A 24,551-nucleotide genomic window follows, 5' to 3' on the forward strand; every position below is an offset into this window, starting at 1 on the left:
CCCCGCCCCGCGCCCCGCCGTCGATCATGGAGTTGTGGTGCCCGAAAGCTGAATATTCATGGCTTTTGTGACCCACCACAACTCCATGATCGACGAGGAAGGGGTGGGGGAGGGGGTGGGAGGTTGGGGGGTGGCGGTGGGGTTGACCTCGGGGATTTGTGAACGTTAACATCGATGACGCGCGATGGAACGTGGGCGTCGTCGGGGAGGTTCTGATGCGGGTGGTTCTGGTACCTCTGGCGTTCCGCCACGTTGCGGCCCTACTGGTCATGCTGCTCGTGGCTGCCGGGATGGTCGTCGCCCACCCGCCCGAGCGGGCCGCCGCGTGGGACAACGGGGTGGCCGACACCCCGCCGATGGGGTGGAACAGCTACGACTCGTTCAACTGGCGGGTCACCGAGACCGACGTCCGGGCCAACGCCGACTACATGGCCACGAACCTGCGGCAGTTCGGCTGGGAGTACGTGGTGATCGACTGGGCCTGGTACTACCCCGGTCAACACAACAACAGCCCCAACCAGGACGCGAACCTGCAACCCCGGCTCCGGATGGACGCCAACGGCCGGCTGCTGCCCGACACGACCCGGTTCCCCTCCGCCGCCGGTGACAACGGGTTCAAGCCGCTCGCCGACTACGTCCACGCGAAGGGGCTGAAGTTCGGCGTCCACCTGATGCGGGGCATTCCCCGCCAGGCGGTCGCCGACAACGTCCCGATCCTCGGCACCACCTGCCGCGCCAACCAGATCAACAACACCACCACCGCGGCCTGGCTCAACCTCATGTGGGGCCTGAACATGTCCAACCCCTGCGCGCAGACCTACCTGGACTCGATGTTCCAGTTGCTGGCGTCCTGGGGTGTCGACTACGTGAAGGTGGACGACATCGCCGCCCCGACGTACCGGCAGTCGGAGGTCGAGGGGTACCGGACGGCCATCCAGCGCAGCGGCCGACCGATGGTGCTGAGCCTCTCGCCCGGCCCGACCTCGCTGTCCAGCGGCGCACACGTCCAAGCCAACGCGCACATGTGGCGGATCGTCAACGATCTGTGGGACAACTGGTCGTCAGTGGACGCGCTCTTCGACCAACTGCGCAACTGGACCCCGTACCGCGCCACCGGCGCCTGGCCCGACGCCGACATGATCCCGATCGGCCGGCTCTCCAAGTACGGGCCGGTTGGTTCGCCGCGATACTCCAACCTGACGTCGGACGAGCAGCGCACCCTGATGTCACTGTGGGCGATCAACCGGGCGCCACTGATGTGGGGCGGCAACCTGGTCGAGAACCGCGCCGCCGAGCTGGCGTTGATGACCAACGCTGCGGTTCTGGGAGTTAACCAGAACAGCGCGAACAACCGTCAGCTCTACGGTGGCAGCCGGCAGGTGTGGGTCGCCGACGTGCCGGGCAGCAACCACCGGTACGTCGCCCTGTTCAACAGGGACAGCAGCGCGGCGCAGGTGTCGGTGAACCTCGCCGACCTCGGGATCGGGTCGGCCGCCGTGACAGACCTGTGGTCCGGCGCGGCCCTCGGCACGGCGACCGGGACCCTCACCCGGTCGCTCCCGGCCCACGGCGCCGGGCTGTACCGGCTCGCCCCGGACACCACGGTGCCGGTGCCGAGCGCGTACACCCTCGCCGCGCGGCACAGCGGCAAGCTGCTGGACGTCAACAACAGCGCGACCACCGACGGTGCCGAGGTGGTGCAGTGGGCCGCCAACGGTCAGCCCAACCAGCGGTGGCGGTTCCAGGACGCGGGTGGGGGTTACCAGACGGTGGTCAGCGCGCACAGCGGAAAGTGCCTCGACGTGTACGGCGGCGCGGGCGCCACCGCCGACGGGGTACGGGTCACCCAGTGGACCTGCAACGGCGGCACCAACCAGCAGTGGCGGGTGCAGGACCTCGGCACGGGTTACGTGCAGCTCGTCGCCCGGCACAGCGGCAAGTGCCTCGACGTGCTCAACTCCGCCACCACCGACGGTGCCCGCGCGGTGCAGTGGACGTGTGGCACCGGCACCAACCAGCAGTGGCGACGTACCTCGGTGTAGGCCGTCAGGCCGTGCCGTTCAGTTCCAGGTAGCCGCGGTGGGCGGCGACCAGGGCCGGGCGGGCCCCGAAAGGGGCCTCGGCGGCCACCCGCTCCGGCGGGGCGCTGCCGGTGTGCGCGGCCCGGATCAGCCAGGCCAGCTTCGCCAGCTCCGCGTGCTGGGCCCGGACGAAGTCGACGTCGACCGGGTCGCCGTGGCCCGGGATCACCACAGTGCGCGCGGTGGTGAGTCGCAGCAGGTCCGCGACCGCGTCCGGCCACCGCAACGGGTACGAGTCCTCGAAGGCGGGCGGGCCGCTCTGCTCCACCAGGTCCCCGGCCACCAGCACGTCGGCGTCCGGCACGTGCACCACAAGGTCGGCCTCGGTGTGCCCCCGACCGGGGTGGCGCAGCAGCACCTGCCGACCGCCCAGGTCGAGCACCGTCTCGACGTGCACGGTGTGCGTGGGAGCGAGCAGCGGGGTGTCGGCCAGCTCGGCGGCGAGCGCCGGGTGCTCCGTGCGCACCTCCTCGTACGCCTCCCGGCGCAGCCGCTCCGGCTCCTCGCGCAGGGCGGCGGCGGCCAGTTCGTGCCCGTACACCGGGCGGGGTGGGTCGCCGGCCAGGACGGCGTTGCCGAAGCAGTGGTCGTAGTGGTGGTGGGTGTTGACGAGCGTCAGCGGACGGTCGGTGACCGCCCGGACGGCCGCGGCCAGTTCGGTGGCCTGGGCGGCCGACGAGAGCGTGTCCACCAGTAGCGCCTCGTCGTCGCCGACGACCAGTGTGACGTTGACCCGCAGCAGCGGTTCGGCCAGCACGTGCACCCGGTCGGCGACCTCGACGAAAGCGGCGTTCACGACGCCCGCCCGGCCCGTTCGACGAAGCGGCCCCGGTCGACCAGGATCCGGTCCACCCGGCCCCGGGCCACCGTCTGGTCACCGTCGCTGACCGTGACCTCGAACGACAGCCGGCGACCGTCGACGGTCGCCAGCAGCGCCTGCGCGCGGACCGTCCGGCCGACCACTGTCGGCGCCAGGTGCTCCAACTCGACCCGGGTGCCCACTGTCGTGGAACCGGGCGGCATCCCGGTCGCCGTCGCCGCGACGGTGGCCGCCTCGGCCAGCGCCAGCACCCGGGGGGTGCCCAGCACCGGTACGTCCCCGGAACCGACCGCCTGGGCGGTGTCCGCGTCGGTGACGGTCAACTCGACCTGGGCGGTCAGACCCGGCGCGAAGGCCGGCTCGGGCTGCTCCTGCATGGTCGTCAGCCTAGGTGCTCGCTGGACCCGTCGAGCACGCGCCCGACGATCCGGACGCGACCACCCCCGGACGCGCAACGGGTGGTCCCCGTCGGTCGATGCCGTACCCGTCGTTAACCTTGACCCCGATGGCCGTCGCGACTGACCCCCAGCCCCCCGCCCGGACCGACCCGCCCGAGTCCCCGGACGGGGGTCGTCGGCGCGTCGTCGCCATGACCGTCTGGGCGGTCGCGTTCGTCGCCGCGTGGCTGGCCATCGGGCTGCCCACCGACCCGGCGTACGCCTTCGTCTGGATCTGGCTGGCGACCATCGCCTGGAACAGCGATCGGCCGTGGCGTAGCCACCTGCGCTTCGCCCGGGACTGGGTGCCGGTGGTGCTGCTGTTCGTGATCTACAACCTTTCGCGCGGGTTCGCCGACAACGGGGCCACGCCGCACGCGATGGAGTTGATCGTCGCCGACCGGTTCATGTTCGGCTGGGCCACCGGCGGTGAGGTGCCCACCGTCTGGTTGCAGCAGCACCTCTACCACCCGCAGGTGCACTGGTGGGATATCGCGGCGAGCTGGGTGTACTTCTCCCACTTCGTGGTGGCGCTGGCCGCCGCCGCGGTGCTCTGGCTGCGCGATCGGCACCGCTGGGCCGCGTACATGCGGCGGTGGGGTTTCCTCTGCGCGGCCGGCCTGGTCACCTACTTCATCTACCCGGCGGCCCCGCCCTGGTGGGCGGCGCAGAACGGCCTGCTCACCGAGGTCGCCCGGATCTCCACCCGGGGTTGGAAGGCGTTCGGCATGCACGGCGCCGGCAACGTCCTCAACGCCGGCCAGATCGCCTCCAACCCGGTCGCCGCGATGCCGTCGCTGCACACCGCCTGGGCGTTGTTCGTGGTGCTGTTCTTCCTGACCGCCACCCGTCGTCGCTGGTGGCCGCTGCTGCTCGCGTACCCGCTGGCGATGACCTTCACCCTGGTCTACTCGGGTGAGCACTACGTGATCGACGTGCTGGTCGGCTGGGCCTACGTGGGGCTGACCTTCCTGGTGGTCGGTCTGGCGGAGCGCGGCTGGGCGGCGTGGCGTGTCCGCCACCCGAAGCCCGAGCCGAAACAGCCCACCGACCCCGCCGACCCCCCGCACAACGAGCCGGAGCCCCCAACCCCACGCGGCCCGGAAACCACCACCACGAACCCCCCGGTCCCCGCCGACCGCTGACCCACCCAAGGCCCCCACCCCACCCCCCCACCCCACCCCCCCCACCCCACCAAGGCCCGCCCCACCCTCGGCCTGGTGATCATGAAGTTATTGCCCTCCCGCACGGCGTGTCGGGGCAATAACTTCATGATCACCGCGGAGAACGGCGGGGCGCGGAGGGCCGAGTGGGGGGTGGGGGTGGGGGGTGGGGGTCAGGGTTGGGGGGTGGTGGTGCGGGCCTGGTGGGCTCTTGTCGTCAGGTCGGCTGCCAGGGCCCAGGCTTCGGCCAGGTCGCGGTCCTGGGCGGTGGCGCCGGAGCCGCCCGCCGTGTCCGCGTGCACGGTGGCCAACCCGAGACGGCGCTGGATGGGCCCCTGGACCACCCGCACGCTCTGGATCCGGGCGTACGGCACGATCACCAGTTGCCGGGTGAGCCGCCCCGACCGGGTGGCGAACACCCGCTCGAACAGCCCCGCGCCGAACGCGGCACGGCCCAGCGGGTGCAGCCAACGGGTCCGGCGCGGCGGCGGGCTCAGCGCGAGAGCGTCGAGGCGTACCCCGGGAAGCACCTCGGCGACGATCATCGTCGCCGTCGGCAGGTCGCCGACCGGCAGCAGCCGGTCGGGCCGGTTACGGTCGTCGGCCTCCGCGACGGAGTAACCGGCCACCTCCAGCCGCAGCCGCAGCCAGCCCTTCACCCGCCACAACAGTGGCCAGGTGGCCCGCACGGTCTGCACCCGCTCCAGCGGCACGGTCTGCGCCCGCGTCTCCAGCAGGCCGTTGTGCACCCGCAGCGTGCCGCCGTCGCGGGCCAGCCGGAAGTTCCAGTCGTCGAGGACGCGGCGGATCGGTTGCAGCAGCACACCCGCCATCGCGGTCAGGGTGCTCGCCACCGCGACGAACGACCACGAACCGGCGGTGAGGAACTGCACCACGACGAAGGCCACACCGAACGGGAGCAGGAACGCCTGCGGAGTGAGCAGTTGGCTGATCAGCAGGTTCTGGTTGCTCACCGCGTGCAGTGACCGGCCCGGTACGGCCGCCGGTGGCACCGTCGCACCCGGGGCCACCGGGGCCGCCGCGTCGCCGGGTACGGGCTGCTGCGCCACCCGCCCGGCCAGCACCAGCAGACGTTCCCGCAGCACTGCCGCGTCGCCCACCCCGAGGTACGCCAGTGGCGCCTCGGTCTTGCCTCCGCCGACCACCTCCAGACGCAGCTCGGCCAGGCCGGTGAGCTGGGCGAGCAGCGGCCGGACCACCTCGACGGCCTGCAACCGTTCCAACGGGATGGCCCGGGTACGCCGCCAGAGCAGCCCCTCGTACACCCGTAGTTCCCGGCCGACGACGTGGTAGCCGGTGTTGTACCAGCTGATGACCGACAGCACCGTCGCGCCGAGCGCCAGCACCGCCACCATGGCGGCGAACCAGCCGAAGCCCACCCGCGACAGCGTCGACCAGGACAGCCCGGCGATCACCACGACCAGGGACTTGGCGCCGTGCAGCACCGGGCTGAGCGGGTGCAGTCGTTGCCGGGGTTCGCCCTCGCCACCACCCGGTGGTGCCGGCCACGGCGCGGGCGCCCCGGGCGGCACCGGCCCATCAGGTGCCGCGCCAGGCGGCACCCGTCCAGGCGGTGTCGCGCCATCACGAGCCGTGCCAGCGGGCAGCAGCGGCCCCGGTGGTGTCGGGCCGGTGGGCGGCACGGTGCTCGGCTCGGCGGGCCCGTCGCTCATCGGAGCGGCCCTCGGTGCGGTCGGCGGCTGCCCGCGCGGGTGCTCACAGCCCCTCCGCCCGATCCTCGCCGAGCGCGGTGAGTCGATCGCGCAGCCGGGACGCCTCCGCCGGGCGCAGCCCGGGCACCCGGGCGTCGCTCGCCGCCGCCGCCGTGTGCAGCTGCACGGTGGCCAGGTCGAAGGCGCGCTCCAACGGCCCGGCGCTCACGTCGACGAACTGCATCCGCGAGTACGGCACGATGGAGAGCCGGCGCACCAGCAGCCCGTGCCGGACCAGCAGGTCGTTCTCCCGCTCGGCGTACCCCCAGGCCCGGACCGCGCGGACGATCGCGATGGCCCGCCACGCGCCGAGCACCAGCACGACGGCCACGGCGAGCCCGAACAACCAGTGGCCGCTGAACGCCCAGGCGACGCCGGTCACCGCCAGCCCGATGGCGACCACGATCGCCAGCCGGATCAGCTCCACCCAGATCAGGTCGGTGGAGATCGGCTGCCAGTTGACAGTGTCCGGCCAGGGCTCCAGCGGACCCCGACCACCCGGCGCGGCCGTCATCAGCGCGCCGGAGTCGGGCGGCAGGAGGCCGGGAGGCGGCAGGTCGGGTGGGCGCTGGTCGGCGGCGGGTGCCGGCCGGTGACCGGGTGGCAGCGCACCCGGTGGCAGCGGGGCGGGCGTCGAGACATCCGGCGCGGTGGGCTCCGGGCCGAGCGTGCCGGGTGCGGGGAACGCGCCGGGCGGCGGGTCGACGCCGGGTGGTGCGGTGGCCGGGGTGGGCGGCCAGGACGGGGAGGTGGGGCCGGGGGAAGCCGGAGGGTCGCCGCTCACACGTCGAGCGTAGGCGATCCGGGCACCGGAGTGACGGCACGCAGGAAGCCTCGAGCGTCGAGGAAGTCACCGAGGCTGCCCCGGTGCCCGGCGCAGGCCAACCAGGTCTTACGCCGATCGGCGTCGTGCAGGCGGGGATTGTTCCACTCCAGCGCCCAGACGGCGACGGACCGGCAGCCCCGGGCCGAACAGATCAGGGCGTCGTCGGCGGGGGAGGGGGTGCTCATCCCGGCCAGTCTAGGGCGGCGGGACGGAAGCTTGAGCGCCGGGCGACCACGGGGGGAGCCGCCCGGCGACGGGGTGAATCGTACACGCGGCAGGCCGGTATGTGCACACCCGAGATGTGCGAATCGGCTGCCGGGGACGGCGCGCCCGAAATCGGCTTCTCCCTCCCTCGACACTCAGCAAGGCGTGCGAGTCTTGATACCGCACGAGCCGCGACGACCGACAAACGCTGTGGAGGACCGGTGGCCCAGCCGACCATGCCCGACGCCCCGACGCCGAACGGAGCGGCACCCGCCCCGGTGACCACACCAGCGCAGGACGCCACCCTGCTGGAGAAGGGCCTGTTCGAGATCAAACGTGTGATCGTCGGGCAGGACCGGATGGTGGAGCGGATGTTCGTCGCGCTGCTCGCCCGAGGTCACTGCCTGCTCGAAGGCGTGCCCGGGGTGGCCAAGACCCTGGCGGTGGAGACCCTCGCCAAGGTTGTCGGTGGGTCTTTCGCCCGGGTCCAGTTCACCCCGGATCTGGTGCCCGCCGACATCATGGGCACCCGGATCTACCGGCAGTCGAGCGAGAAGTTCGACGTCGAGTTGGGGCCGGTCTTCGTCAATTTCCTGCTCGCTGACGAGATCAACCGTGCGCCGGCGAAGGTGCAGTCCGCGCTGCTGGAGGTGATGAGCGAGCGGCAGGTGTCCATCGGTGGGGAGAGCCACCGGGTGCCCGACCCGTTCCTGGTGATGGCCACCCAGAACCCGATCGAGCAGGAGGGCGTCTACCCGCTGCCGGAGGCGCAGCGGGACCGGTTCCTCATGAAGATCGTGGTGGGTTACCCGACCGACGCGGAGGAACGGGAGATCGTCTACCGGATGGGCGTGGCCGCGCCCGAGCCGACCGCGGTGTTCGACACCCCGGAGCTGATCGCTCTGCAACGCAAGGCGGACCAGGTCTTCGTCCACAATGCCCTGGTCGACTACGCGGTCCGGTTGGTGCTGGCCACCCGGGCCCCGGCCGAGCACGGCATGCCCGACGTCGCGCAACTGATCCAGTACGGGGCCAGCCCGCGTGCCTCGCTGGGTCTGGTCCGGGCCACCCGTGCCCTGGCGTTGCTGCGCGGGCGTGACTACGCACTGCCGCAGGACGTTCAGGACATCGCGCCGGACATCCTGCGGCACCGGTTGGTGCTCAGCTACGACGCGCTCGCCGACGACGTACCCGCCGACCACATCGTGCAGCGGGTGATGTCGACGATTCCGCTCCCGGCGGTCGCTCCCCGGCAGCAGGCCACCCCGCCGTCGATCGCGCCGCCGCCGGGCGCTGGCTGGCCCGGGCAGCGCCCGTGACCTCACCCACCCCTCGTCCGGCCCCCCTGGCCGACCGTAGCGAAGCCGTGCTGTCCCGGCTTCAGCTGCTCGTCACCCGCAAGCTTGACGGTCTGCTCCAGGGCGACTATGCCGGCCTGCTGCCCGGACCGGGCAGTGAGGCGGGTGAGTCCCGGGAGTACCGCCCCGGCGACGACGTACGCCGGATGGACTGGCCGGTCACGGCCCGGACCACCACACCGCACGTGCGGCGTACGGTCGCCGACCGGGAGCTGGAGACCTGGCTCGCGCTGGACCTCTCCGCCAGCCTGGACTTCGGCACCGGGCAGTGGCTCAAACGGGAGGTGGTGGTGGCCGCCGCGGCTGCCATCACCCACCTGACCGTGCGCGGAGGTAACCGGATCGGCGCCGTGATCGGCACCGGTGGCGGGGTGTCCGCCCCGACCCGACGCTGGCGGGGCGTACCACCGCCGGCCGGGCCCGGGGTGCTCACCCGGCTGCCGGCCCGTTCCGGGCGCAAGGAGGCGCAGGGCCTGCTGCGTGCCGTCGCCGGCACCGCCATCCAGCCCGGCCGTGGTGATCTGGGCGCCCTGATCGAGATGCTCAACCGTCCGCCCCGCCGTCGCGGGGTGGCCGTGGTGGTCTCGGACTTCCTCGCGCCGGCCGAGCAGTGGGCGCGGCCGATGCGCAAGCTGCGCGTCCGCCACGACGTGCTGGCGATCGAGGTGGTAGACCCTCGTGAGCTGGAGTTGCCCGACGTGGGCGTGTTGCCGGTGGTCGACCCGGAGAGCGGCGAGCTGCACGAGGTGCAGACCGCCGACCCGCGGCTGCGGCAGCGCTACGCCGAGGCCGCCACCGCCCAACGGGCCACGATCGCCGCTGCCCTGCGCGGCGCCGGCGCGGCCCACCTGCGTCTGCGTACCGACCGAGACTGGCTGCTGGACATGGTGCGATTCGTGGCCGCGCAGCGGCACGCGCGTACCCGGGGGACGACACGATGATCCGTTTTCTGCAACCGTGGTGGCTGCTGGCCGTGCTGCCGGTCTTCGCCCTCGCCGCGTTCTACGTCTGGCGGCAGTTGCACCGCCGGGCGTACGCGATGCGGTTCACCAATGTGGACCTGCTGCGTACCGTCGCGCCGAAGGGCCTGGGCTGGCGTCGGCACGTCCCGGCGACTGCGTTCCTGCTCTGCCTGCTGGTGCTGGCCACCGCGCTGGCCCGTCCCGCTGTGGACACCAAGGAACCGCTGGAGCGGGCCACGGTGATGCTCGCCATCGACGTGTCGTTGTCGATGCAGGCCGACGACGTGGCGCCGAACCGGCTGGAGGCGGCCCAGGAGGCGGCCAAGCAGTTCGTCAGTGAGCTGCCGGAAAGCTACAACCTGGGCCTCGTGTCGTTCGCCAAGGCGGCCAACGTGCTGGTGCCGCCGGGCAAGGACCGGGACGCGGTGACCAGCGCCATCGACGGGCTGGTGCTGGCTGAGGCGACCGCGACCGGCGAGGCGGTGTTCACCTGCCTGGAGGCGATCCGGTCGGTGCCGGCCGATGGCGCGGCGGGTATTCCGCCGGCCCGGATCGTGCTGCTCTCCGACGGTTTCCGGACCTCCGGTCGGGCGGTGGAGGAGGCGGCGGCGGCCGCGCAGGCCGCGAACGTTCCGGTCTCCACCATCGCCTTCGGCACCGACACCGGCCAGGTCGACATCGGCGGGCAGTTGCAGCGGGTGCCGGTGGACCGGATGGCCCTCGCCGAGCTGGCCGAGACCACCGAGGGTTACTTCTACGAGGCGGCCTCGGTGAGCGAGTTGAAGCAGGTCTATCAGGACATGGGCAGCTCGATCGGGTTCCGCACCGAGCCGCGTGAGGTGACCCAGTGGTACGCCGGGGTGGCGTTGCTGCTGGCGCTCTGCGCGGGCGCGTTCAGTCTGCTGTGGTCGTCCCGCATGCTGTGAAGGGCTGCGCCGGCGGCGGTCGACGATCGCCGCCGGCACCAGCCCCGGGCAGCGCGAGCTGCCGGCCCGGAGCGGTCAGTGACCGCCACCGGCGAGCACGAAGACGATGGCCACCCAGACGGCGGCGAGGGTGAAGCCCAGCGGGGCGACGTAGCGGCTCATGACGGCTCCGGGTGGCGGCTGGACGGTCCGCGTGCGGGGGCGGACCGCAGGGGGTGGGGACGCGCACACGAAGTCGTGACCGGGCGGCTCCCGGCGACCGCCCGGGATCGGGCGGCGCGGCACACTCACCTCGGCAGTTGCCGACGTGGTGGGGAGCGGAGCGGGGTCAGCTCACCAGACTGAGTCGTGGCTCAGCGGGACTGACCATCGGCCCGGCCACGACTGGGAGGATCGCTATCTCGCACAGCGATCACCTCCTGCAAGTCGGGCGGGCCGGAACGTCGATGATCGTACACCTGCGGTGCCGACGGAACGCACTCGGCCGACCGGTCGGCCGCCCCTCCACCGCCCGGTTGGGGACGCCACCCGCCACCAGCGCGTACGCCCCGCCGAAACGACCTCGGCTGACCCACCCGCACCACGCTGACCAGCACCACGGCGAGCAACGGCAGCCAGCAGCAGCGCGCCAGCACCCACCCCGGGCCGTCCGGGGCGGTGTGCAGACCGGGCAGGGCCAGCCCGCCGCGGGCGGTGAGCGCGGTCACCGCCACCAGTACCGGCTGGTGCCACAGGTAGATCCGGACGGCGGACCGGTTCACCTCGGTCACCGCCCGGCCCGGCAGCGGTCGGGCCAGCAGCCGGTGCAGTGCCGGCCGGGCGAGCAGCCCCAGCCCAACCTGGGTCACCGCCAACGCCACGACCAGCAGCGACGGCGGGTTCAGGTTGGACACCCCGGCCCCGGGTACGCCGACCGCGCTCACCGGGTAGCCCAGCGCCGCCAGCGGCGCCAGCGCGACAGCCCCACCGGCCGCCAACGTGCCGCCCGCCCGACGGCCGTCCAGCCGTCCGTCGGCGTGCGCCACTCCCAGCAGGTAGGGCACCGACCAGGCCGCCAGCACGGTGACCGGGGGCAGGTCGGTGCCGGACGGCAGCAGCCGGACGGCCAGGTCGACCGCTGCCACCACGGCCACCGCCGGCGCTACGCACCGGGCCACCCCCCACCGGCGTACGGCGACGCGCAGCGGACCGGTCACCGCGACCAGGATCACCAGCGGTAGCAGGAACCACAGCGGGCTGACCGCCAGCCGCAGCGCGACGGCGAGCGTGTCGTCCGAGGTGCCGACGACGGTCGCGGCGAGCAGCACGGCCGCCCCCACACCGAGCAGCGCCACGCTGGGCAGCAGCAGACGCCGCAGCCGACCGGCCACCCAACCGCCCGTGCCGCCCGGGTAACGGGCCAGCGACCGGGTCGAGCCGAACCCGGCGGTGAAGAAGAACAACCCGAGCGTCTGCAACACCCACGTCATCGGGGCCAGGTCGGGCAGGGCGGTCAGGGGACTGGCCTGGTGCAGCCCGCCGTCGCCGGTCAGCACCAACCCGGTGACCAGCCAGTGCCCCAGCACGACCCCGCCGATGGCGTACGCCCGCAAGGCGTCGACGGCACGGTCCCGGCTCACCGGGCGTCCCCGATCCCGTCGGTGTCGCCCAGCACGACCGCCGCCACCGCGACCAGCGTGGCGCTGCCCGGCGTGAGGTAGCCGTCGTGCCCCGCCACCCCACCCACCGGCAGGGGCCGGGCACCGAACGCCGGATCGCCGGGTCGCCGGCCGAAACCCAGGCCGGGCAGCCGCACCGGTGGTACCCGACGGATCCAGTCGGTCGGCGACTCGGCCGCCCAGAACCGCCGCCCGCCGGGCAGGTCGTCGGCGCGCTGCACCCCGGCGCCGACGCCGCCGAGGCTGACCACGTCGGTGACCTGGGCCGGGGCCTCCGCCGCCGCCAGCGACACCACCAGCGCCCCGTAGCTGTGCCCCACCAGCGTGATCGTCGCCGCCGGACGGCGTCCGGCCAGTTCCCTGAGCAGCGCGGCCAACCCGGCCGCGCCGCGCCGCGCGCTGACGCCACCGGCGGCCGTCAGGACCCCGTCGGGCGGGTCGTAGCCGAGCCAGGCCAGCACCGCGACCCGTGCCGCCGGGTCGAGCGCCCGCAGCTCCCGGTAGAGCTGCCCGGCCTGCACCGCCGGCGCCCGCCGGGCCACCCCGCCCAACCCCCTGTCGAAGTCGGCGAGGGTGCTGCCGACCCCCGGCACCAGCACCGCGATCCGGTCCGCGTCGGCGAGGTCGCCGACAACCTCGACCGCGCGGCCGTCACCGCGCTCGTCGAACAGCAGGAACCGGCGTCCGTCGGTCGCCCAGTCCGCGTACGGGGGGCCGGCCGCGCGCATCGCCGCCGCCGTCACGGGGTACGCCTCGACGAACCCCACCGCCGTGGCCGGCTCGGGTCGGGTCGGTAGAACCAGGTTCACGCCGAGCAGCGCGGCCATCGCCACCCGGCTGGCACCTCGTCGTCGCATCACGGTCTCCCTCCGGAATGTCGTCCGGAGGGAGACTGCGCCCAGGGGCGGGGCCCGGTCGTCGTCCCGCAGAGCCGTTTCAAGGCTGGCTCCACAGGGCTACTCGCCGGCGGCCACCAGACCCGTCTCGTACGCCAGCACCACTGCCTGTGCCCGGTCGCGCAGATTCAGCTTGGCCAGGATCCGCCCGACGTGCGTCTTCACCGTCTGCTCGGCCACCACCAGGTCACCCGCGATCTCCGCGTTGTTGCGGCCCCGGGCGATCAACCGCAGCACCTCGGTCTCGCGCGGGGTGAGCCCGGCCAGGTCGGTGGGGCGCGGGCTGCGGCGGTCCGGACGGGCCGCGAACTCGGCGATCAGCCGACGGGTCACCCCCGGGGCGAGCAGCGCGTCCCCGGCCGCCACCACCCGCACCGCCTGCACCAGGTCGGCCGCCGGGGCATCCTTGAGCAGGAACCCGCTGGCCCCGGCGCGCAGCGCCTCGTACACGTAGTCGTCCAGGTCGAAGGTGGTGAGGATGAGCACCCGGGGCCGCTGCGTCGACCGGTCACCGAGCAGCTTGCGGGTGGCCTCCAGCCCGTCCATGACCGGCATCCGCACGTCCATCAGCACCACGTCCGGGTCGAGGTGGCGGGCGGCGGCCACCGCCTGCGCGCCGTCGGCGGCGTCCCCCACCACCAGCAGGTCCGGTTGGGCGGCGAGCAGCGCGCCGAAACCCTGCCGGACCATCGCCTGGTCGTCGGCGATCAGCACCCGGATCATCGGTCCCCGCCCTCCGCGTCGTACGGCAACTCGGCCGCCACCGCGTAACCCCCGTCGGGCAGCGGCCCGGCGGTGAACGTACCGCCCAGCGAGGTGGCCCGCTCCCGCATACCGGTCAGCCCGTGCCCGGAGCCACCGTCATCGGTCGGTCGGACGTCGGCCGGGGAGTTTTCGACGCGTACCCCCAGACCGGACGGACCGGTGCGGACGGTGACCCGCACCGCGGCGGCGGCAGCGTGGCGGGCCGCGTTGGCCAGGCCCTCCTGCACGATGCGGTACGCGGCCAGCCCGACCGGCGCGGGCACCCGGTCGTCGTGCACCGACTCGGCGTCCAGGGTCACCGGCAGCCCGGCCCGGCGTGCCGCGTCCACCATCGCGCCCAGGTCGGTGAGGTCCGGCTGCGGCGCGGTCTGCGGCCCGCTCGTCTCGCTGCGCAGCACCCCCAACAGCCGCCGCATGTCGGTCAGCGCGTCGCGGGCCGACGCGGCGATGGCGACGAACTCCGCGGCTGCCGGGGCCGGCACGTCCGTCAGCCGGTACGGGGCGGTCTCCGCCTGCACCGCGATCAGCGACATGTGGTGGGCCACCACGTCGTGCAGTTCCCGGGCGATCCGGGTGCGTTCCTCCAGCACCGCACGACGTTCCTGCTCGCGTTCGCTCAGCTCGGTCTGCGCGACCAGCGCGCGCCGGGACAGCCGGTTGCGCCGGATCAGGTCGCCGGCGATCGCCAGCGCGCCGAGCAGCAGCAGGACCGGGACCCGGTTGTTCGGGTGGACAAGGGTGAACACCGGCACCGTGCTGATCGCCACCACCCAGGCCAGCACTGGGCGGTCGACCCGTGCGACGACCACCGCCGCCACCGCGATCGACCCGAGTGCCAGCGGCGGGGTCCACGGCCAGGCCTGGTCGGCCGGGGCGTTGAACGTGCAGATCAGCAGGGCCAGCACCGTCAGCCGCCAGGCCAGCAGCGGTCGCCGGGGCAGCGCCAGCAGCGGCGCCACCGTCATCGCCGCGAACAGGAGCGCGATCGGCGGCGGCAGGCCCCAGTCGCTCTCCACTGTCAACGTGATCAGGAAGAGGCCGAGCGCGGCGAGCAGGCCGACCGGCGCGGCGTACGGGGCCAGCCGTGGCCACCGGGCCAGCAGCGGCCGTTCGACCGGGGCGTCCGGGCCGAGCACTGTCTGCCGCAGGGCCCGTAGGGCCACCGCGATCGGATGCCGGTTCACCACCCGGAGGCTACGGGCCGACCCCGCCACGAGGCGTGCCACCAGGGGTTGATCCCGGTGTCGTACCCCGGTGTGACACGACTCCCGTTAGCGCTTACCTGCCGGTAACGCCTAGGCTCCGACGCGTCCGTGCTGACCATCGCAAGGGGGAACAGTGGCTCGCACCGTGCTGGTGACCGGGGGCAACCGGGGGATCGGCCTGGCCATCGCGCAGGCCTTCGCCAAGCAGGGCGACCGGGTGGCGGTCACCCACCGCAGCGGCGAGGCGCCTGAAGGGCTGTTCGGCGTCCGCGCCGACGTCACCGACGCCGCCTCGATCGACGCCGCTTTCGCCGCCGTCGAGGCCGAGCTGGGGCCGGTCGAGGTGCTCGTCGCCAACGCCGGCATGACCGCCGACACGCTGCTGCTGCGGATGACCGAGGAGCAGTTCACCGACGTGGTGGACACCAACCTCACCGGCGCGTTCCGAGTCGCGAAGCGGGCCTCCGGCAAGATGCTCCGCGCCAAGTGGGGTCGCATGATCTTCATCTCCTCGGTGGTCGGCCTCGCCGGCGGCGCCGGGCAGGTCAACTACGCCGCCAGCAAGGCCGGCCTCGTCGGCGTCGCCCGCTCGATCACTCGGGAGCTGGGCAGCCGCAACATCACCGCGAACGTGGTGGCGCCCGGCTTCATCGACACCGACATGACCGCCGGCCTCACCGACGACCGCAAGGCGGAGATCCTCAAGTCCATCCCGGCCGGTCGGATGGCCAGCCCGGACGAGGTCGCCGACGTGGTCACCTGGCTGGCGTCCGACAGCGCCGGGTACGTCTCCGGCGCCGTCATCCCGGTCGACGGCGGCCTCGGCATGGGCCACTAACCCTTTTGACTACGGAGGAAATCAGCGATGTCCGGACTGCTCGCCGGTAAGCGACTGCTCGTCACCGGTGTCATCACCGACGCCTCGATCGCCTTCTCGGTGGCGAAGCTCGCCCAGGAGAACGGTGCGCAGGTCGTCCTCACCGGCTTCGGCCGGATGTCCCTGGTCGAGCGGATCGCCAAGCGGCTGCCCGAGCCCGCGCCGGTCATCGAGGTGGACGTCACCAACACCGAACACCTGGCCAGCCTCGCCGACCGGGTACGCGAGCACGTCGACGGCCTCGACGGTGTCGTGCACTCGATCGGCTTCGCCCCGCAGAGCTGCCTGGGTGGCGGCTTCCTCGACGCGCCCTGGGAGGACGTGGCGACCGCCCTGCACGTCTCCACCTTCTCGTACAAGTCCCTTGCGATGGCGGCGCTGCCGCTGATGTCGCCCGGCGGCGCGGTGGTCGGTCTGACCTTCGACGCGACGAAGGCGTGGCCGGTCTACGACTGGATGGGCGTGGCCAAGGCCGGCCTGGAGTCCGCCTCCCGCTACCTGGCGATGCACCTGGGCAAGCAGGGCATCCGCAGCAACCTGGTCGCCGCCGGGCCGCTGCGGACCATCGCCGCCAAGTCGATCCCCGGCTTCGACCAGTTCGAGGACGCCTGGGCCGAGCGGGCCCCGCTGGGCTGGAGCCTCACCGACCAGGAGCCCGCCGCCAAGGCCTGCCTGGCGCTGCTCTCCGACTGGTTCCCGGCCACCACCGGCGAGATCGTCCACGTCGACGGCGGCTACCACGCCATCGGTTCCTGACGCTCCCCGCGACGCCCACTGGTCGCCGTCCGCGTGATCTACGCGTCCGGACCAGGGGGCGTCGCCGTGGCGTCCCGGCCGAGGGGCAAGAATGAACCCCATGTCGTACGACGCGGTGGTGCTGGTGTCCTTCGGCGGGCCCGAGCGGCCCGAGGACGTGATGCCGTTCCTGCAGAACGTGACCCGGGGCCGGGGTGTGCCTCCTGAGCGGCTGGCCGAGGTCGCCGAGCACTACCAGCACTTCGGTGGGGTGTCCCCGATCAACCAGCAGTGCCGTGACCTCCTGGCCGCCGTCCGCGCCGACTTCGCCGCGCACGGTGTCGACCTGCCCATCTACTGGGGCAACCGCAACTGGGACCCGATGCTCGCCGACACCGTGACCCAGATGCGCGACGACGGGGTCACCCGGGCACTGGCCTTCGTCACCAGCGCGTACGGCGGCTACTCCTCCTGCCGGCAGTACCAGGAGGACATCGCCGCCGCGCGTGCCGCCGTCGGCCCGGACGCCCCCGTGATCGAGAAGCTGCGACAGTTCTGGGACCACCCCGGCTTCGTCGAGCCGCACGTCGACGCGGTCCGGGCGGCGTTGAGCCAGCTCGACCCGGCGAAGCGGGACACCACCCGGCTGGTCTTCACCGCCCACTCCATCCCCACCTCGATGGCGGCCAACGCCGGCCCGCACGGTGGCCGGTACGAGGCGCAGCTGCACGAGACCGCCCGGCTCGTCGCCGCGGCCGCCGCACCCGACCTGGGGTACGACCTGGTCTGGCAGAGCCGCTCCGGCCCGCCGCAGGTTCCGTGGCTGGAACCGGACATCAACGACCACCTGGCCGCCCTCGCCCAGAGCGGGACCACCGGTGTGGTGGTCAGCCCGATCGGGTTCGTCTCCGATCACCTGGAGGTCGTGTGGGACCTGGACACCGAAGCGCTGGAGACGGCGAAGCAGCTCGGCCTGGACTTCGTCCGGGCCGGTACGCCCGGCACCGACCCGCGTTTCGTGACCATGGTGCGTGAGCTGGTCACCGAGCGGACCGACCCGGACGGCGCGCAGCTGCGCCGCCGCCTGGGCGAGCTGCCCATGTGGGACACCTGCGCCACCGTCTGTTGCGTGCCGACCCGTCGCCCCTGACCTCTGAGGATCATCATGCATGACCGTAAGCCCGTGCAGAGTTGGCTGACCGACATGGACGGCGTGCTGGTGCACGAGGGCCAGCCGGTGCCCGGCGCGCCGGAGTTCATCAACCGGATGCGCGCCTCCGGCAAGCCGTTCCTGGTGCTGACCAACAACTCGATCTACACCCCGCGGGACCTGACGGCCCGGCTCAGCCGGATGGGGCTGGACGTGCCGGAGGAGTCGATCTGGTCCTCCGCCCTGGCCACCGGCCAGTTCCTCGCCGACCAGCGGCCGGGTGGCACCGCGTACGTCATCGGTGAGGCCGGGCTGACCACGGCGCTGCACGCCGTGGGCTACGTGCTGACTGACTTCGCCCCCGACTACGTGGTGCTCGGCGAGACCCGCACCTACAGCTTCGAGGCGATCACCAAGGCTGTCCGCCTGATCAACGACGGCGCCCGGTTCATCTGCACCAACCCCGACGTGACCGGCCCGTCCGTGGAGGGCGCGCTACCCGCCGCCGGCTCGGTCGCCGCCATGATCTCCAAGGCGACCGGGGTCGAGCCGTACTTCGTCGGCAAGCCCAACCCGATGATGATGCGCTCGGCGCTCAACACCATCAACGCCCACTCGGAGAGCACCGCGATGATCGGTGACCGGATGGACACCGACATCCTGTGCGGCCTGGAGGCTGGGCTGGAGACCATCCTGGTGCTCACCGGGATCAGCAGCCGCACCGAGGCGGAGCGTTATCCGTACCGCCCGTCGCGGATCATCAACTCGGTCGCGGACCTGCTCGACGAGATCTGACCTGCCATCAACCGGTGCTGCAGGGCTCCGGTCAGGGGCGCAGGGGGGCGTTGCAGGCGGCCACCAGCGCCTGCCGGCAGGCTGCGGTCAGGGGGCGGAGTGCCGCGTCCCGTTGCTGCGCCTCGTAGTTGTTGATCGCGCCGCCCGGGGCGGCGTGCCCGGCCAACGCCAGCACCCGGTCGAGCACCGCGGCGCGGGCGAAGAGCCGGCGGGCCCGCGGGTCGAAGCCCGGTGGGAGATCGGTGGTGCCGTCCGGGCGGCGGAGCGCGGCCAGCGCACCCGCCAGCTCGGGCCGCCACTGGGCGACGTCGAGGCGGGTCAGCACGGCTGTCGTCTCGGCCAGCGCGGCCGCCAACTCGGCCTCCGCCTCGGCGGCGCCAGGCAACGAGAGTGACGCGGCGGGGGCGTTGGCCGGCAGCGGGTAGACCCGCCACAGCACCGTCTCGAAGCAGTCCCCGGAGCCGGAGGTGTGCGAGCGGACCTCCGGGATCAACCCCAGCCCGCCGGCGACCACCGCCTCACCCGTGACCAGCGCCGCACCGGCGAAGTCGCCGGGGCCGGGCAGACCCCTCGGGTCGCCGGGCGCGGGCAGCACCAGGCGGATCTCGTCCGGGGAGAGCTTGGCCAGGGTGGGCAGCGCGGCACCCAGCGGGACGTCGGTCCAGGTGCCCGGGGCGTCCGCAACGAGGTGTTCCTCGTCGCCGGCGATGGCGTCGGCGACCTCGTCGAAGGGCACCAACCCGGCGCGCCACGCGCGCACCCAGGCAACGAACCGGCTGGACCGGCGCGGCGCGAGTGTGACCGCGCCCGTTGCGGGGGTGGACATGCCGAAAGGGTACGTGGTCACGACCGGCCCTGTCTCGGCTGCCGCTCCGGTCGCCCGGCCTGCCCCCAACTGCCCTGTTCGCCCCGATCCCCGCTCCGGCCCGCTCGTGTCTCCGCGCCCCGGGTCGCGTCGATCATGCAGTGGTGGTGGGTGACAGGCACCGGTTGTAGCCGTTTTGTGGAGCACCACAACTGCATGATCGACAGCGGTGGGTGGCGGTTGACGTTAGGGGTGCGGCGGTCGGGGGTTGGGGGCGGTGTGTCGGGGGTGGGGTGGGAGCGGGCTGGGTCTAGCGTGATCGACATGGCGGGGCGATACGGCGAGGACGTGTTGGCGGGCGACTGGCGACGGCGCAAGGTCACCCCCGAGGTGGACGCCGAACCGGATCTCGTGGTCGAGGATGCCGACTCCGGATTCTGTGGAGCGGTGGTGGGCTTCGAGGCCGGCGCGGTGGTGCTGGAGGACCGGCACGGTAAACGGCGCAACTTCCCGCTGCTGCCGGCCGCGTTCCTGCTCGACGGCCGCCCGGTGACGCTGCGCCGCCCCACCCGTGCGCCGGTTCCGGCGGCCCGTCGACGCACTGCGTCCGGCTCGGTCGCCGTGGACAACGTGCGGGCCCAGGTGGCGAAGGCCAGCCGGATCTGGGTGGAGGGCATCCACGACGCCGCGCTGGTCGAGCGGATCTGGGGCGACGACCTACGGATCGAGGGTGTTGTCGTGGAGCCGTTGGACGGCATCGACGCCCTCGACGCCGAGGTACGCGACTTCGGCCCCGGCCCGACCCGACGACTCGGCGTGCTCGTCGACCACCTGGTGCCGGGCAGCAAGGAGAGCCGGATCGTCGCCCGGGTGAACTCGCCGCACGTGCTGGTGACCGGGCACCCCTACGTGGACGTGTGGCAGGCGGTCAAGCCTGCCGCGTTGGGCATCGCGGCCTGGCCGGTGGTGCCGCCGGGGCGGCCGTGGAAGGAGGGGGTCTGCGCGGCCCTCGGGGTGGCCGAGCCGGCGGACATGTGGCGGCACATCCTGTCCCGGGTGAACAGCTTCGCCGACGTGGAGACCCCTCTGATCAACGCCATGGAACGGCTCATCGACTTCGTCACCGAGCCGGCCTGACCGCCTGACCCCCCGGCGGCCGGTCAGGGAACCTCGTCCGGGCTGCGCGTGAAGACGAACGTGGCGATGTCGACCGCCAGCGCCCGTCCGCTGTCGTCGCGCAGCACCGACAGGATCTCGCCGTTCTCCGGGCCGGAACGTCCCCGCCAGCGGTCCGTCCCCTCGGCGGTGAACCGGGTCACCCGCTCACCGCGTACGTGGGCCACCAGGTCACCCGCGTCCCAGCTCAGGTCCAGCGAGGTGCCCATCCACCACCAGCGACCGGCCAGCTCGGCCGACCCCGCGTCGGGTGCGGCGGTGGCCGGCCGCCACGGCTGCGGGAGCGCCGGCTCGGCGTCCAGCGCCATGGTCAGCAGCTGACGGCCGAGCCCGGTGATCGGGAAGCCGTACGAGTTGGCGAAGCCGACCACTGCGGTGCGGCTGGGTCGGTGCACCATGAGGGTGGCCACGTACCCGGGCATCGAGCCGCCGTGCCCGACGTACACCCGCTCGCCGTCGCGGTAGAGCTCCAGCCCCAGGCCGTGCCCGCCGGTCCAGGAGTCGAGGTCGCTGATCACCACGGGGGCGCACATCTCGGTCAGCGTCTCGGCGGCCAGCACCGACGGGTCGGGGTCGGCCAGGAAAGCGGCCCAGCGGCCGAGGTCCTCGATCGTCGACCAGAGCTGCCCGGCGGGAGCCATGGCGCCGGTGTCGGTACGGGGTTCCTCGCGCAGGGTGCCGTGCCAGGGGTGGACGACGTAACCGGGGGCGTACGGCTCGGTGGCCGCGTAGGTGGTGCGGCGCAGGCCCAGCGGGGTGAGGATCCGTTCGTCGAGCAGGTCGGCCCAGGGTTTCCCGGTGAGCCGTTCGAGCAGGCCACCGAGGAGCCCGTAGGCCAGGTTGGAATAGTGGTAGGCGGTGTGCGGCGGGTAGGCGATCTTGTCGGCGTTGAGGCCGTCGAGCAGCGTGGCCAGGTCGGCGCCCGCGCTCCGCTCCCACCAGTCGCCCTCGGGTTCGCGTTGCATGCCGCTGGCGTGCCCGAGCAGCTGACGCACTGTGAGCGCGCCCGCCGCGGTGCCGGGCAGGTGCCGTTCCAGCGGGTCGTCCAGGGAGAGCTGGCCGGCGTCACGCAACTGCATGATCAAGGTGGCGGTCATCGTCTTGCTGATCGAGCCCACCCGGTACTGCAGGTCGGCGTCCGGGCGGGGGTGCTCGCCGGCGGTGGCCAGGTGGACCAGCGTGCCGTCGCGGACCACGCCCAGCACCAGTGACGGGGTACGTCCGTCGATCTGCGCCTGGGCGACCTGGGTGTCGATCTGCCGGGCGGTCGCGGGCAGCAGGGTCACGGAAATCTCCTCGTTCGGCCGGTAAATGCGGTGGGCGGCGCTCGTGTCGCCGAGCCTACTGATGATCACGGGTGGGCTGCTCGTGCATTAACGTGTCACCCTTGCGGTGTGGACGCCGTGGTGTGGATCGTTTTGGGTGTGGTGCTGGCCGTCGCCGAGATTTTCACGACGACGCTATTTCTGATCATGTTCGGGGTCGGTGCGTTCGCCGCCGCCGGTGCGGCCGCACTGGGTGCGCCGGTCGCGGTGCAGGCACTGGTGTTCGCTGTGGTGTCGGCGTTGAGCCTGGTGGTGGTCCGACCGGTCATCCGGCGGCACAGCCGCTCCGCGCTGGAGAGCGGCGAGCAGCCGTTCGGCGTGGAGGCGATCGAGGGCTCCACGGCACTGGTGTTGGAACGGGTGGACGCCGAGCACGGTCTGGTCAAGATCGACGGTGAGTTGTGGACCGCCCGGTCGTACGACACGACGCAGACTTTCGAGCCCGGTGAACGGGTTCGGGTGATAAAGGTCCGGGGCGCGACAGCCCTGGTGTGGCAGGACGATGTTTCTTCCGCCGGCGAGTTGCCGGAAGCGAGAGGGTGAACCGATGACGGTCATAGGTGTGCTGATCATCGCGGTGGCGTTGATCGCCGTGATAACGCTGGCCAAGGCGGTGCGGATCGTGCCGCAGCAGCGCCAGGACGTGGTGGAACGGCTCGGCAAGTACAAGCGCACCCTCAACCCCGGCCTCAACCTGCTGGTGCCGTTCATCGACGCGGTGCGTACCAAGGTCGACATGCGGGAGCAGGTGGTCAGCTTCCCGCCGCAGCCGGTGATCACCTCGGACAACCTGGTGGTCTCGATCGACACCGTTCTCTACTTCAAGGTGGTCGACTCGGTCCGGGCGACCTACGAGATCTCCAGCTTCCTTCAGGCCATCGAGCAGTTGACCGTCACCACGCTGCGTAACGTGATCGGCTCGCTCGATCTGGAGCGGGCGCTCACCAGCCGGGACGAGATCAACAGGCACCTCTCGGGTGTGCTGGACGAGACCACCGGCCGCTGGGGCATCAAGGTGACCCGGGTCGAGATCAAGGCGATCGAGCCGCCGGCCAGCATCCGCGACTCCATGGAGAAGCAGATGCGCGCCGAGCGGGACCGCCGCGCGGCGATCCTGACCGCCGAGGGCCACAAGCAGTCGGTGATCCTCACCGCCGAGGGTGACAAGCAGTCGGCGGTGCTGCGCGCGGACGGTGACCGGCAGGCCCGGATCCTGCAGGCCGAGGGCCAGGCGAAGGCGATTCGGACGGTCTTCGACGCGATTCACCAGGCGAACCCGAGCCAGAAGGTGCTCGCCTACCAGTACCTGCAGGCCCTGCCGCAGATCGCCCAGGGCAGCGCCAACAAGGTCTGGATCGTCCCGGCCGAGCTGACCAAGGCCCTGGAGGGCATGGGTGGCGCGCTGGGCGGGCTGAGCCAGATGGTGGGGGACCTGCCCGCACCGGAGGCAGCCGAACACGCGAGCCAGGTCGAGCGGGAGGCCGCGGCGGCGGCGCAGGCGGCGGCGGACGCTGCCCAGCAGATCCACGACGAGGTACGCGTCGCCGAGGCGCAGGCCACCGGCAGCAAGGGGCCGCAAGGGCTGCCCGCGCCGGAGCCGGTGTCCCCGACCAGCCTCGTCGAGGACCCGGCCGACCAGCGCGAGCGCGGCTGATCCGATACGCCGGCCGCTCGGTCGGCTAAATACGAGAAAGACTCATGGGGCGCTCCGACGCCTGCCACGATCGGTCCTAGGACGGGTGGTGACCAGGCAATCGGGGCGCCCCGGCGCGTCGGTGCACCGCTCGACGACGAGCGAGGTGACGCATGAAGGATCCGGCGAAGCGGATGTGGTCCTCGGCCCCGGTGCCCGGCGCGCATGACCCGGTCGCCCCGCTGGGCTCCCGGCGCAGCGGTGGTGGGTTCGGCGTACTGCCCTTCGTCGGCGAGCCGACCCCGGGCGCCCCCGCCACGAACGCCACCTGGGCCTGGTCGATACGTCGGTTCGCGCGGGCGGCGGTCTGGCTGCTGCCCGCGTACGCCATCCTCTACGGCGCGGTGGCGATGGCCAGCGACGGAGGGGTGGGCAACGACCCCTATCCGGCCGACGGCCGGGCGGTCTACCTGATCGGCTGGGTGGCCGCGGTCTGGCTCGGCCTGCTCGCGCTGCTGGCGCTCACCGGGCTGCTGGCCGCGACCCGCAGCCGCCGGGTGGCCGCGGCCGGGTTGCTGGTCAGCATCGCCGGCACCGTGCTGATGCTGCCGTTCGCCGGGTTCGAGGAGCAGACGCCCGTCTTCGGTGCCACCGCGCGGTCGCTGGTCCTGCTCGGCGCTGCGTTCTACAGCGCGGGCTGGTTCCTCACCGGGTGGGCGGTGGCCCGCTCGGGCACCTTCAGCCTCGGCGACGGCGTCATGCTGATCATCGCCGCGCCGCTGCTCGGCCTCGGTGGTGCCCTGATCGGCTCGTTGCAGACCTTCGGCGCGATCTTCGTGCTGATCGCCGGCATCGGCATCGGCTACCGCTCCGGCCGCCTGATGCCCCGCGAAACCGCCAGAGACGCCGCCAGCGCCAGCCTGAGCACCCCAAACCCCTAACCCCACCCGCCCCGGGGTCCCGCCTCCCGCCCGCCGCCCCGCGCCCGCCGCCCCGCGCCCGCCGCCCCGCGCCGGTTGCC

The 24,551-nt window shown here is 72.7% G+C and carries 25 protein-coding genes; 13 read left to right on the forward strand and 12 right to left on the reverse strand.

The genetic code is table 11. The features are described 5' to 3' along the window. Window positions 1–215: 215 nt before the first annotated feature. Window positions 216–2,042, forward strand: coding sequence for an alpha-galactosidase (locus ACLQ3F_RS24725; RefSeq protein WP_357194444.1), 1,827 nt, complete (start codon window positions 216–218; stop codon window positions 2,040–2,042). A gap of 4 nt (window positions 2,043–2,046) precedes the next feature. Here ACLQ3F_RS24725 and ACLQ3F_RS24730 read toward each other — a convergent pair whose 3' ends face one another. Both ACLQ3F_RS24730 and ACLQ3F_RS24735 read right to left on the reverse strand, forming a co-directional pair. Next, complete coding sequence (locus ACLQ3F_RS24730; protein WP_425851695.1) at window positions 2,047–2,877, reverse strand: MBL fold metallo-hydrolase; 831 nt, start codon at window positions 2,875–2,877, stop codon at window positions 2,047–2,049. Beyond that, window positions 2,874–3,278, reverse strand: coding sequence for a thioesterase family protein (locus tag ACLQ3F_RS24735; protein WP_030488289.1), 405 nt, complete (start codon window positions 3,276–3,278; stop codon window positions 2,874–2,876). Before ACLQ3F_RS24735 ends, ACLQ3F_RS24730 begins: the two co-directional genes overlap by 4 nt. Window positions 3,279–3,406: 128 nt before the next feature. Here ACLQ3F_RS24735 and ACLQ3F_RS24740 point away from each other — a divergent pair, with 128 nt between their 5' ends. Further along, on the forward strand, window positions 3,407–4,483 hold the full coding sequence (locus ACLQ3F_RS24740) for a phosphatase PAP2 family protein (RefSeq protein ID WP_425851697.1): 1,077 nt from the start codon (window positions 3,407–3,409) through the stop codon (window positions 4,481–4,483). Window positions 4,484–4,674: 191 nt separating this feature from the next. Here ACLQ3F_RS24740 and ACLQ3F_RS24745 read toward each other — a convergent pair whose 3' ends face one another. From ACLQ3F_RS24745 to ACLQ3F_RS24755, 3 genes are all read right to left on the reverse strand, one after another. Continuing rightward, a complete protein-coding gene (locus ACLQ3F_RS24745; protein ID WP_425851699.1) occupies window positions 4,675–6,195 on the reverse strand; it encodes a PH domain-containing protein in 1,521 nt (506 codons plus the stop codon). A gap of 43 nt (window positions 6,196–6,238) precedes the next feature. After that, window positions 6,239–6,748, reverse strand: a complete 510-nt coding sequence (locus tag ACLQ3F_RS24750; protein ID WP_425851902.1) for a PH domain-containing protein — start codon at window positions 6,746–6,748, stop codon at window positions 6,239–6,241. Window positions 6,749–7,014: 266 nt separating this feature from the next. Further along, window positions 7,015–7,245: a hypothetical protein gene (locus ACLQ3F_RS24755; RefSeq protein WP_357194432.1), complete on the reverse strand. Its 231-nt coding sequence runs from the start codon at window positions 7,243–7,245 to the stop codon at window positions 7,015–7,017. Between the two features lie 240 nt (window positions 7,246–7,485). Here ACLQ3F_RS24755 and ACLQ3F_RS24760 point away from each other — a divergent pair, with 240 nt between their 5' ends. Genes ACLQ3F_RS24760 through ACLQ3F_RS24770 form a run of 3 tightly spaced genes read left to right on the forward strand, consistent with a single transcriptional unit; the run spans window position 7,486 to window position 10,510 of the window. Next, complete coding sequence (locus ACLQ3F_RS24760; RefSeq protein ID WP_196924350.1) at window positions 7,486–8,583, forward strand: AAA family ATPase; 1,098 nt, start codon at window positions 7,486–7,488, stop codon at window positions 8,581–8,583. Next, the gene (locus tag ACLQ3F_RS24765; RefSeq protein WP_425851903.1) at window positions 8,562–9,563 is read left to right on the forward strand and encodes a DUF58 domain-containing protein; all 1,002 of its coding nucleotides are present in this window, start codon (window positions 8,562–8,564) and stop codon (window positions 9,561–9,563) included. The genes ACLQ3F_RS24760 and ACLQ3F_RS24765 overlap by 22 nt, the downstream gene beginning before the upstream one ends. After that, window positions 9,560–10,510, forward strand: coding sequence for a VWA domain-containing protein (locus ACLQ3F_RS24770; RefSeq protein WP_238682141.1), 951 nt, complete (start codon window positions 9,560–9,562; stop codon window positions 10,508–10,510). Before ACLQ3F_RS24765 ends, ACLQ3F_RS24770 begins: the two co-directional genes overlap by 4 nt. A gap of 75 nt (window positions 10,511–10,585) precedes the next feature. On the opposite strand, the gene ACLQ3F_RS24775 is transcribed toward ACLQ3F_RS24770, so the two are convergent. The 5 genes from ACLQ3F_RS24775 to ACLQ3F_RS24795 form a co-directional block, all read right to left on the reverse strand. Next, a complete protein-coding gene (locus ACLQ3F_RS24775; RefSeq protein ID WP_196925116.1) occupies window positions 10,586–10,801 on the reverse strand; it encodes a hypothetical protein in 216 nt (71 codons plus the stop codon). Window positions 10,802–10,863: 62 nt separating this feature from the next. Continuing rightward, complete coding sequence (locus tag ACLQ3F_RS24780; RefSeq protein WP_425851701.1) at window positions 10,864–12,129, reverse strand: acyltransferase family protein; 1,266 nt, start codon at window positions 12,127–12,129, stop codon at window positions 10,864–10,866. Continuing rightward, window positions 12,126–13,025 (reverse strand): alpha/beta hydrolase, encoded by a 900-nt coding sequence (locus tag ACLQ3F_RS24785; RefSeq protein WP_425851703.1) that lies wholly within the window; start codon window positions 13,023–13,025, stop codon window positions 12,126–12,128. Before ACLQ3F_RS24785 ends, ACLQ3F_RS24780 begins: the two co-directional genes overlap by 4 nt. 99 nt (window positions 13,026–13,124) lie before the next feature. Next, window positions 13,125–13,787 carry a response regulator gene (locus tag ACLQ3F_RS24790; RefSeq protein WP_425851705.1) on the reverse strand — a complete coding sequence of 221 codons (663 nt, stop codon included), beginning with the start codon at window positions 13,785–13,787 and terminating at the stop codon, window positions 13,125–13,127. Continuing rightward, window positions 13,784–15,013, reverse strand: coding sequence for a sensor histidine kinase (locus tag ACLQ3F_RS24795; protein ID WP_425851706.1), 1,230 nt, complete (start codon window positions 15,011–15,013; stop codon window positions 13,784–13,786). Before ACLQ3F_RS24795 ends, ACLQ3F_RS24790 begins: the two co-directional genes overlap by 4 nt. Before the next feature lie 154 nt (window positions 15,014–15,167). Here ACLQ3F_RS24795 and fabG point away from each other — a divergent pair, with 154 nt between their 5' ends. The 4 genes from fabG to ACLQ3F_RS24815 all read left to right on the forward strand — a co-directional run bounded on the left by fabG (window position 15,168) and on the right by ACLQ3F_RS24815 (window position 18,591). Beyond that, window positions 15,168–15,872, forward strand: a complete 705-nt coding sequence (gene fabG / locus ACLQ3F_RS24800; RefSeq protein WP_355009692.1) for a 3-oxoacyl-ACP reductase FabG — start codon at window positions 15,168–15,170, stop codon at window positions 15,870–15,872. 27 nt (window positions 15,873–15,899) lie between these two features. Further along, window positions 15,900–16,667, forward strand: a complete 768-nt coding sequence (fabI, locus tag ACLQ3F_RS24805; RefSeq protein ID WP_357194417.1) for an enoyl-ACP reductase FabI — start codon at window positions 15,900–15,902, stop codon at window positions 16,665–16,667. A 100-nt stretch (window positions 16,668–16,767) separates the two neighbouring features. Then, entirely contained in the window at window positions 16,768–17,796 is a 1,029-nt protein-coding gene (locus tag ACLQ3F_RS24810; protein ID WP_425851709.1) for a ferrochelatase, read from the forward strand. A gap of 15 nt (window positions 17,797–17,811) precedes the next feature. Continuing rightward, on the forward strand, window positions 17,812–18,591 hold the full coding sequence (locus ACLQ3F_RS24815; RefSeq protein ID WP_091403868.1) for an HAD-IIA family hydrolase: 780 nt from the start codon (window positions 17,812–17,814) through the stop codon (window positions 18,589–18,591). Between the two features lie 31 nt (window positions 18,592–18,622). On the opposite strand, the gene ACLQ3F_RS24820 is transcribed toward ACLQ3F_RS24815, so the two are convergent. Continuing rightward, the gene (locus tag ACLQ3F_RS24820) at window positions 18,623–19,417 is read right to left on the reverse strand and encodes a hypothetical protein (RefSeq protein ID WP_357194411.1); all 795 of its coding nucleotides are present in this window, start codon (window positions 19,415–19,417) and stop codon (window positions 18,623–18,625) included. 303 nt (window positions 19,418–19,720) lie between these two features. Between ACLQ3F_RS24820 and ACLQ3F_RS24825 the strand changes: the two genes are divergently transcribed. Further along, window positions 19,721–20,533: a DUF3097 domain-containing protein gene (locus ACLQ3F_RS24825; RefSeq protein WP_357194409.1), complete on the forward strand. Its 813-nt coding sequence runs from the start codon at window positions 19,721–19,723 to the stop codon at window positions 20,531–20,533. Between the two features lie 23 nt (window positions 20,534–20,556). Here ACLQ3F_RS24825 and ACLQ3F_RS24830 read toward each other — a convergent pair whose 3' ends face one another. After that, a complete protein-coding gene (locus tag ACLQ3F_RS24830) occupies window positions 20,557–21,858 on the reverse strand; it encodes a serine hydrolase domain-containing protein (protein ID WP_425851711.1) in 1,302 nt (433 codons plus the stop codon). A 108-nt stretch (window positions 21,859–21,966) separates the two neighbouring features. Between ACLQ3F_RS24830 and ACLQ3F_RS24835 the strand changes: the two genes are divergently transcribed. The 3 genes from ACLQ3F_RS24835 (at window position 21,967) to ACLQ3F_RS24845 (ending at window position 24,471) form a co-directional block, all read left to right on the forward strand. Further along, a complete protein-coding gene (locus ACLQ3F_RS24835; protein ID WP_355009697.1) occupies window positions 21,967–22,440 on the forward strand; it encodes an NfeD family protein in 474 nt (157 codons plus the stop codon). Window positions 22,441–22,444: 4 nt separating this feature from the next. Next, window positions 22,445–23,551 (forward strand): SPFH domain-containing protein, encoded by a 1,107-nt coding sequence (locus tag ACLQ3F_RS24840; RefSeq protein WP_357194402.1) that lies wholly within the window; start codon window positions 22,445–22,447, stop codon window positions 23,549–23,551. Between the two features lie 152 nt (window positions 23,552–23,703). Further along, a complete protein-coding gene (locus ACLQ3F_RS24845) occupies window positions 23,704–24,471 on the forward strand; it encodes a hypothetical protein (protein ID WP_425851712.1) in 768 nt (255 codons plus the stop codon). Window positions 24,472–24,551: the final 80 nt, after the last annotated feature.

Origin of the sequence: Micromonospora sp. DT15 (assembly GCF_049841475.1) — a bacterium.
Lineage (GTDB): Bacteria > Actinomycetota > Actinomycetes > Mycobacteriales > Micromonosporaceae > Micromonospora.

Bases quoted from the DNA above. Each gene is read 5' to 3' on its own strand.
- ACLQ3F_RS24725 (WP_357194444.1), top strand. From the start codon at position 216: ATGCGGGTGGTTCTGGTACCTCTGGCGTTCCGCCACGTTGCGGCCCTA.
- ACLQ3F_RS24735 (WP_030488289.1), bottom strand. From the start codon at position 3,278: ATGCAGGAGCAGCCCGAGCCGGCCTTCGCGCCGGGTCTGACCGCCCAG.
- ACLQ3F_RS24740 (WP_425851697.1), top strand. From the start codon at position 3,407: ATGGCCGTCGCGACTGACCCCCAGCCCCCCGCCCGGACCGACCCGCCC.
- ACLQ3F_RS24745 (WP_425851699.1), bottom strand. From the start codon at position 6,195: ATGAGCGACGGGCCCGCCGAGCCGAGCACCGTGCCGCCCACCGGCCCG.
- ACLQ3F_RS24750 (WP_425851902.1), bottom strand. From the start codon at position 6,748: ATGACGGCCGCGCCGGGTGGTCGGGGTCCGCTGGAGCCCTGGCCGGAC.
- ACLQ3F_RS24755 (WP_357194432.1), bottom strand. From the start codon at position 7,245: ATGAGCACCCCCTCCCCCGCCGACGACGCCCTGATCTGTTCGGCCCGG.
- ACLQ3F_RS24770 (WP_238682141.1), top strand. From the start codon at position 9,560: ATGATCCGTTTTCTGCAACCGTGGTGGCTGCTGGCCGTGCTGCCGGTC.
- ACLQ3F_RS24785 (WP_425851703.1), bottom strand. From the start codon at position 13,025: ATGCGACGACGAGGTGCCAGCCGGGTGGCGATGGCCGCGCTGCTCGGC.
- ACLQ3F_RS24790 (WP_425851705.1), bottom strand. From the start codon at position 13,787: ATGATCCGGGTGCTGATCGCCGACGACCAGGCGATGGTCCGGCAGGGT.
- fabI (WP_357194417.1), top strand. From the start codon at position 15,900: ATGTCCGGACTGCTCGCCGGTAAGCGACTGCTCGTCACCGGTGTCATC.
- ACLQ3F_RS24810 (WP_425851709.1), top strand. From the start codon at position 16,768: ATGTCGTACGACGCGGTGGTGCTGGTGTCCTTCGGCGGGCCCGAGCGG.
- ACLQ3F_RS24815 (WP_091403868.1), top strand. From the start codon at position 17,812: ATGCATGACCGTAAGCCCGTGCAGAGTTGGCTGACCGACATGGACGGC.
- ACLQ3F_RS24820 (WP_357194411.1), bottom strand. From the start codon at position 19,417: ATGTCCACCCCCGCAACGGGCGCGGTCACACTCGCGCCGCGCCGGTCC.
- ACLQ3F_RS24825 (WP_357194409.1), top strand. From the start codon at position 19,721: ATGGCGGGGCGATACGGCGAGGACGTGTTGGCGGGCGACTGGCGACGG.
- ACLQ3F_RS24840 (WP_357194402.1), top strand. From the start codon at position 22,445: ATGACGGTCATAGGTGTGCTGATCATCGCGGTGGCGTTGATCGCCGTG.
- ACLQ3F_RS24845 (WP_425851712.1), top strand. From the start codon at position 23,704: ATGAAGGATCCGGCGAAGCGGATGTGGTCCTCGGCCCCGGTGCCCGGC.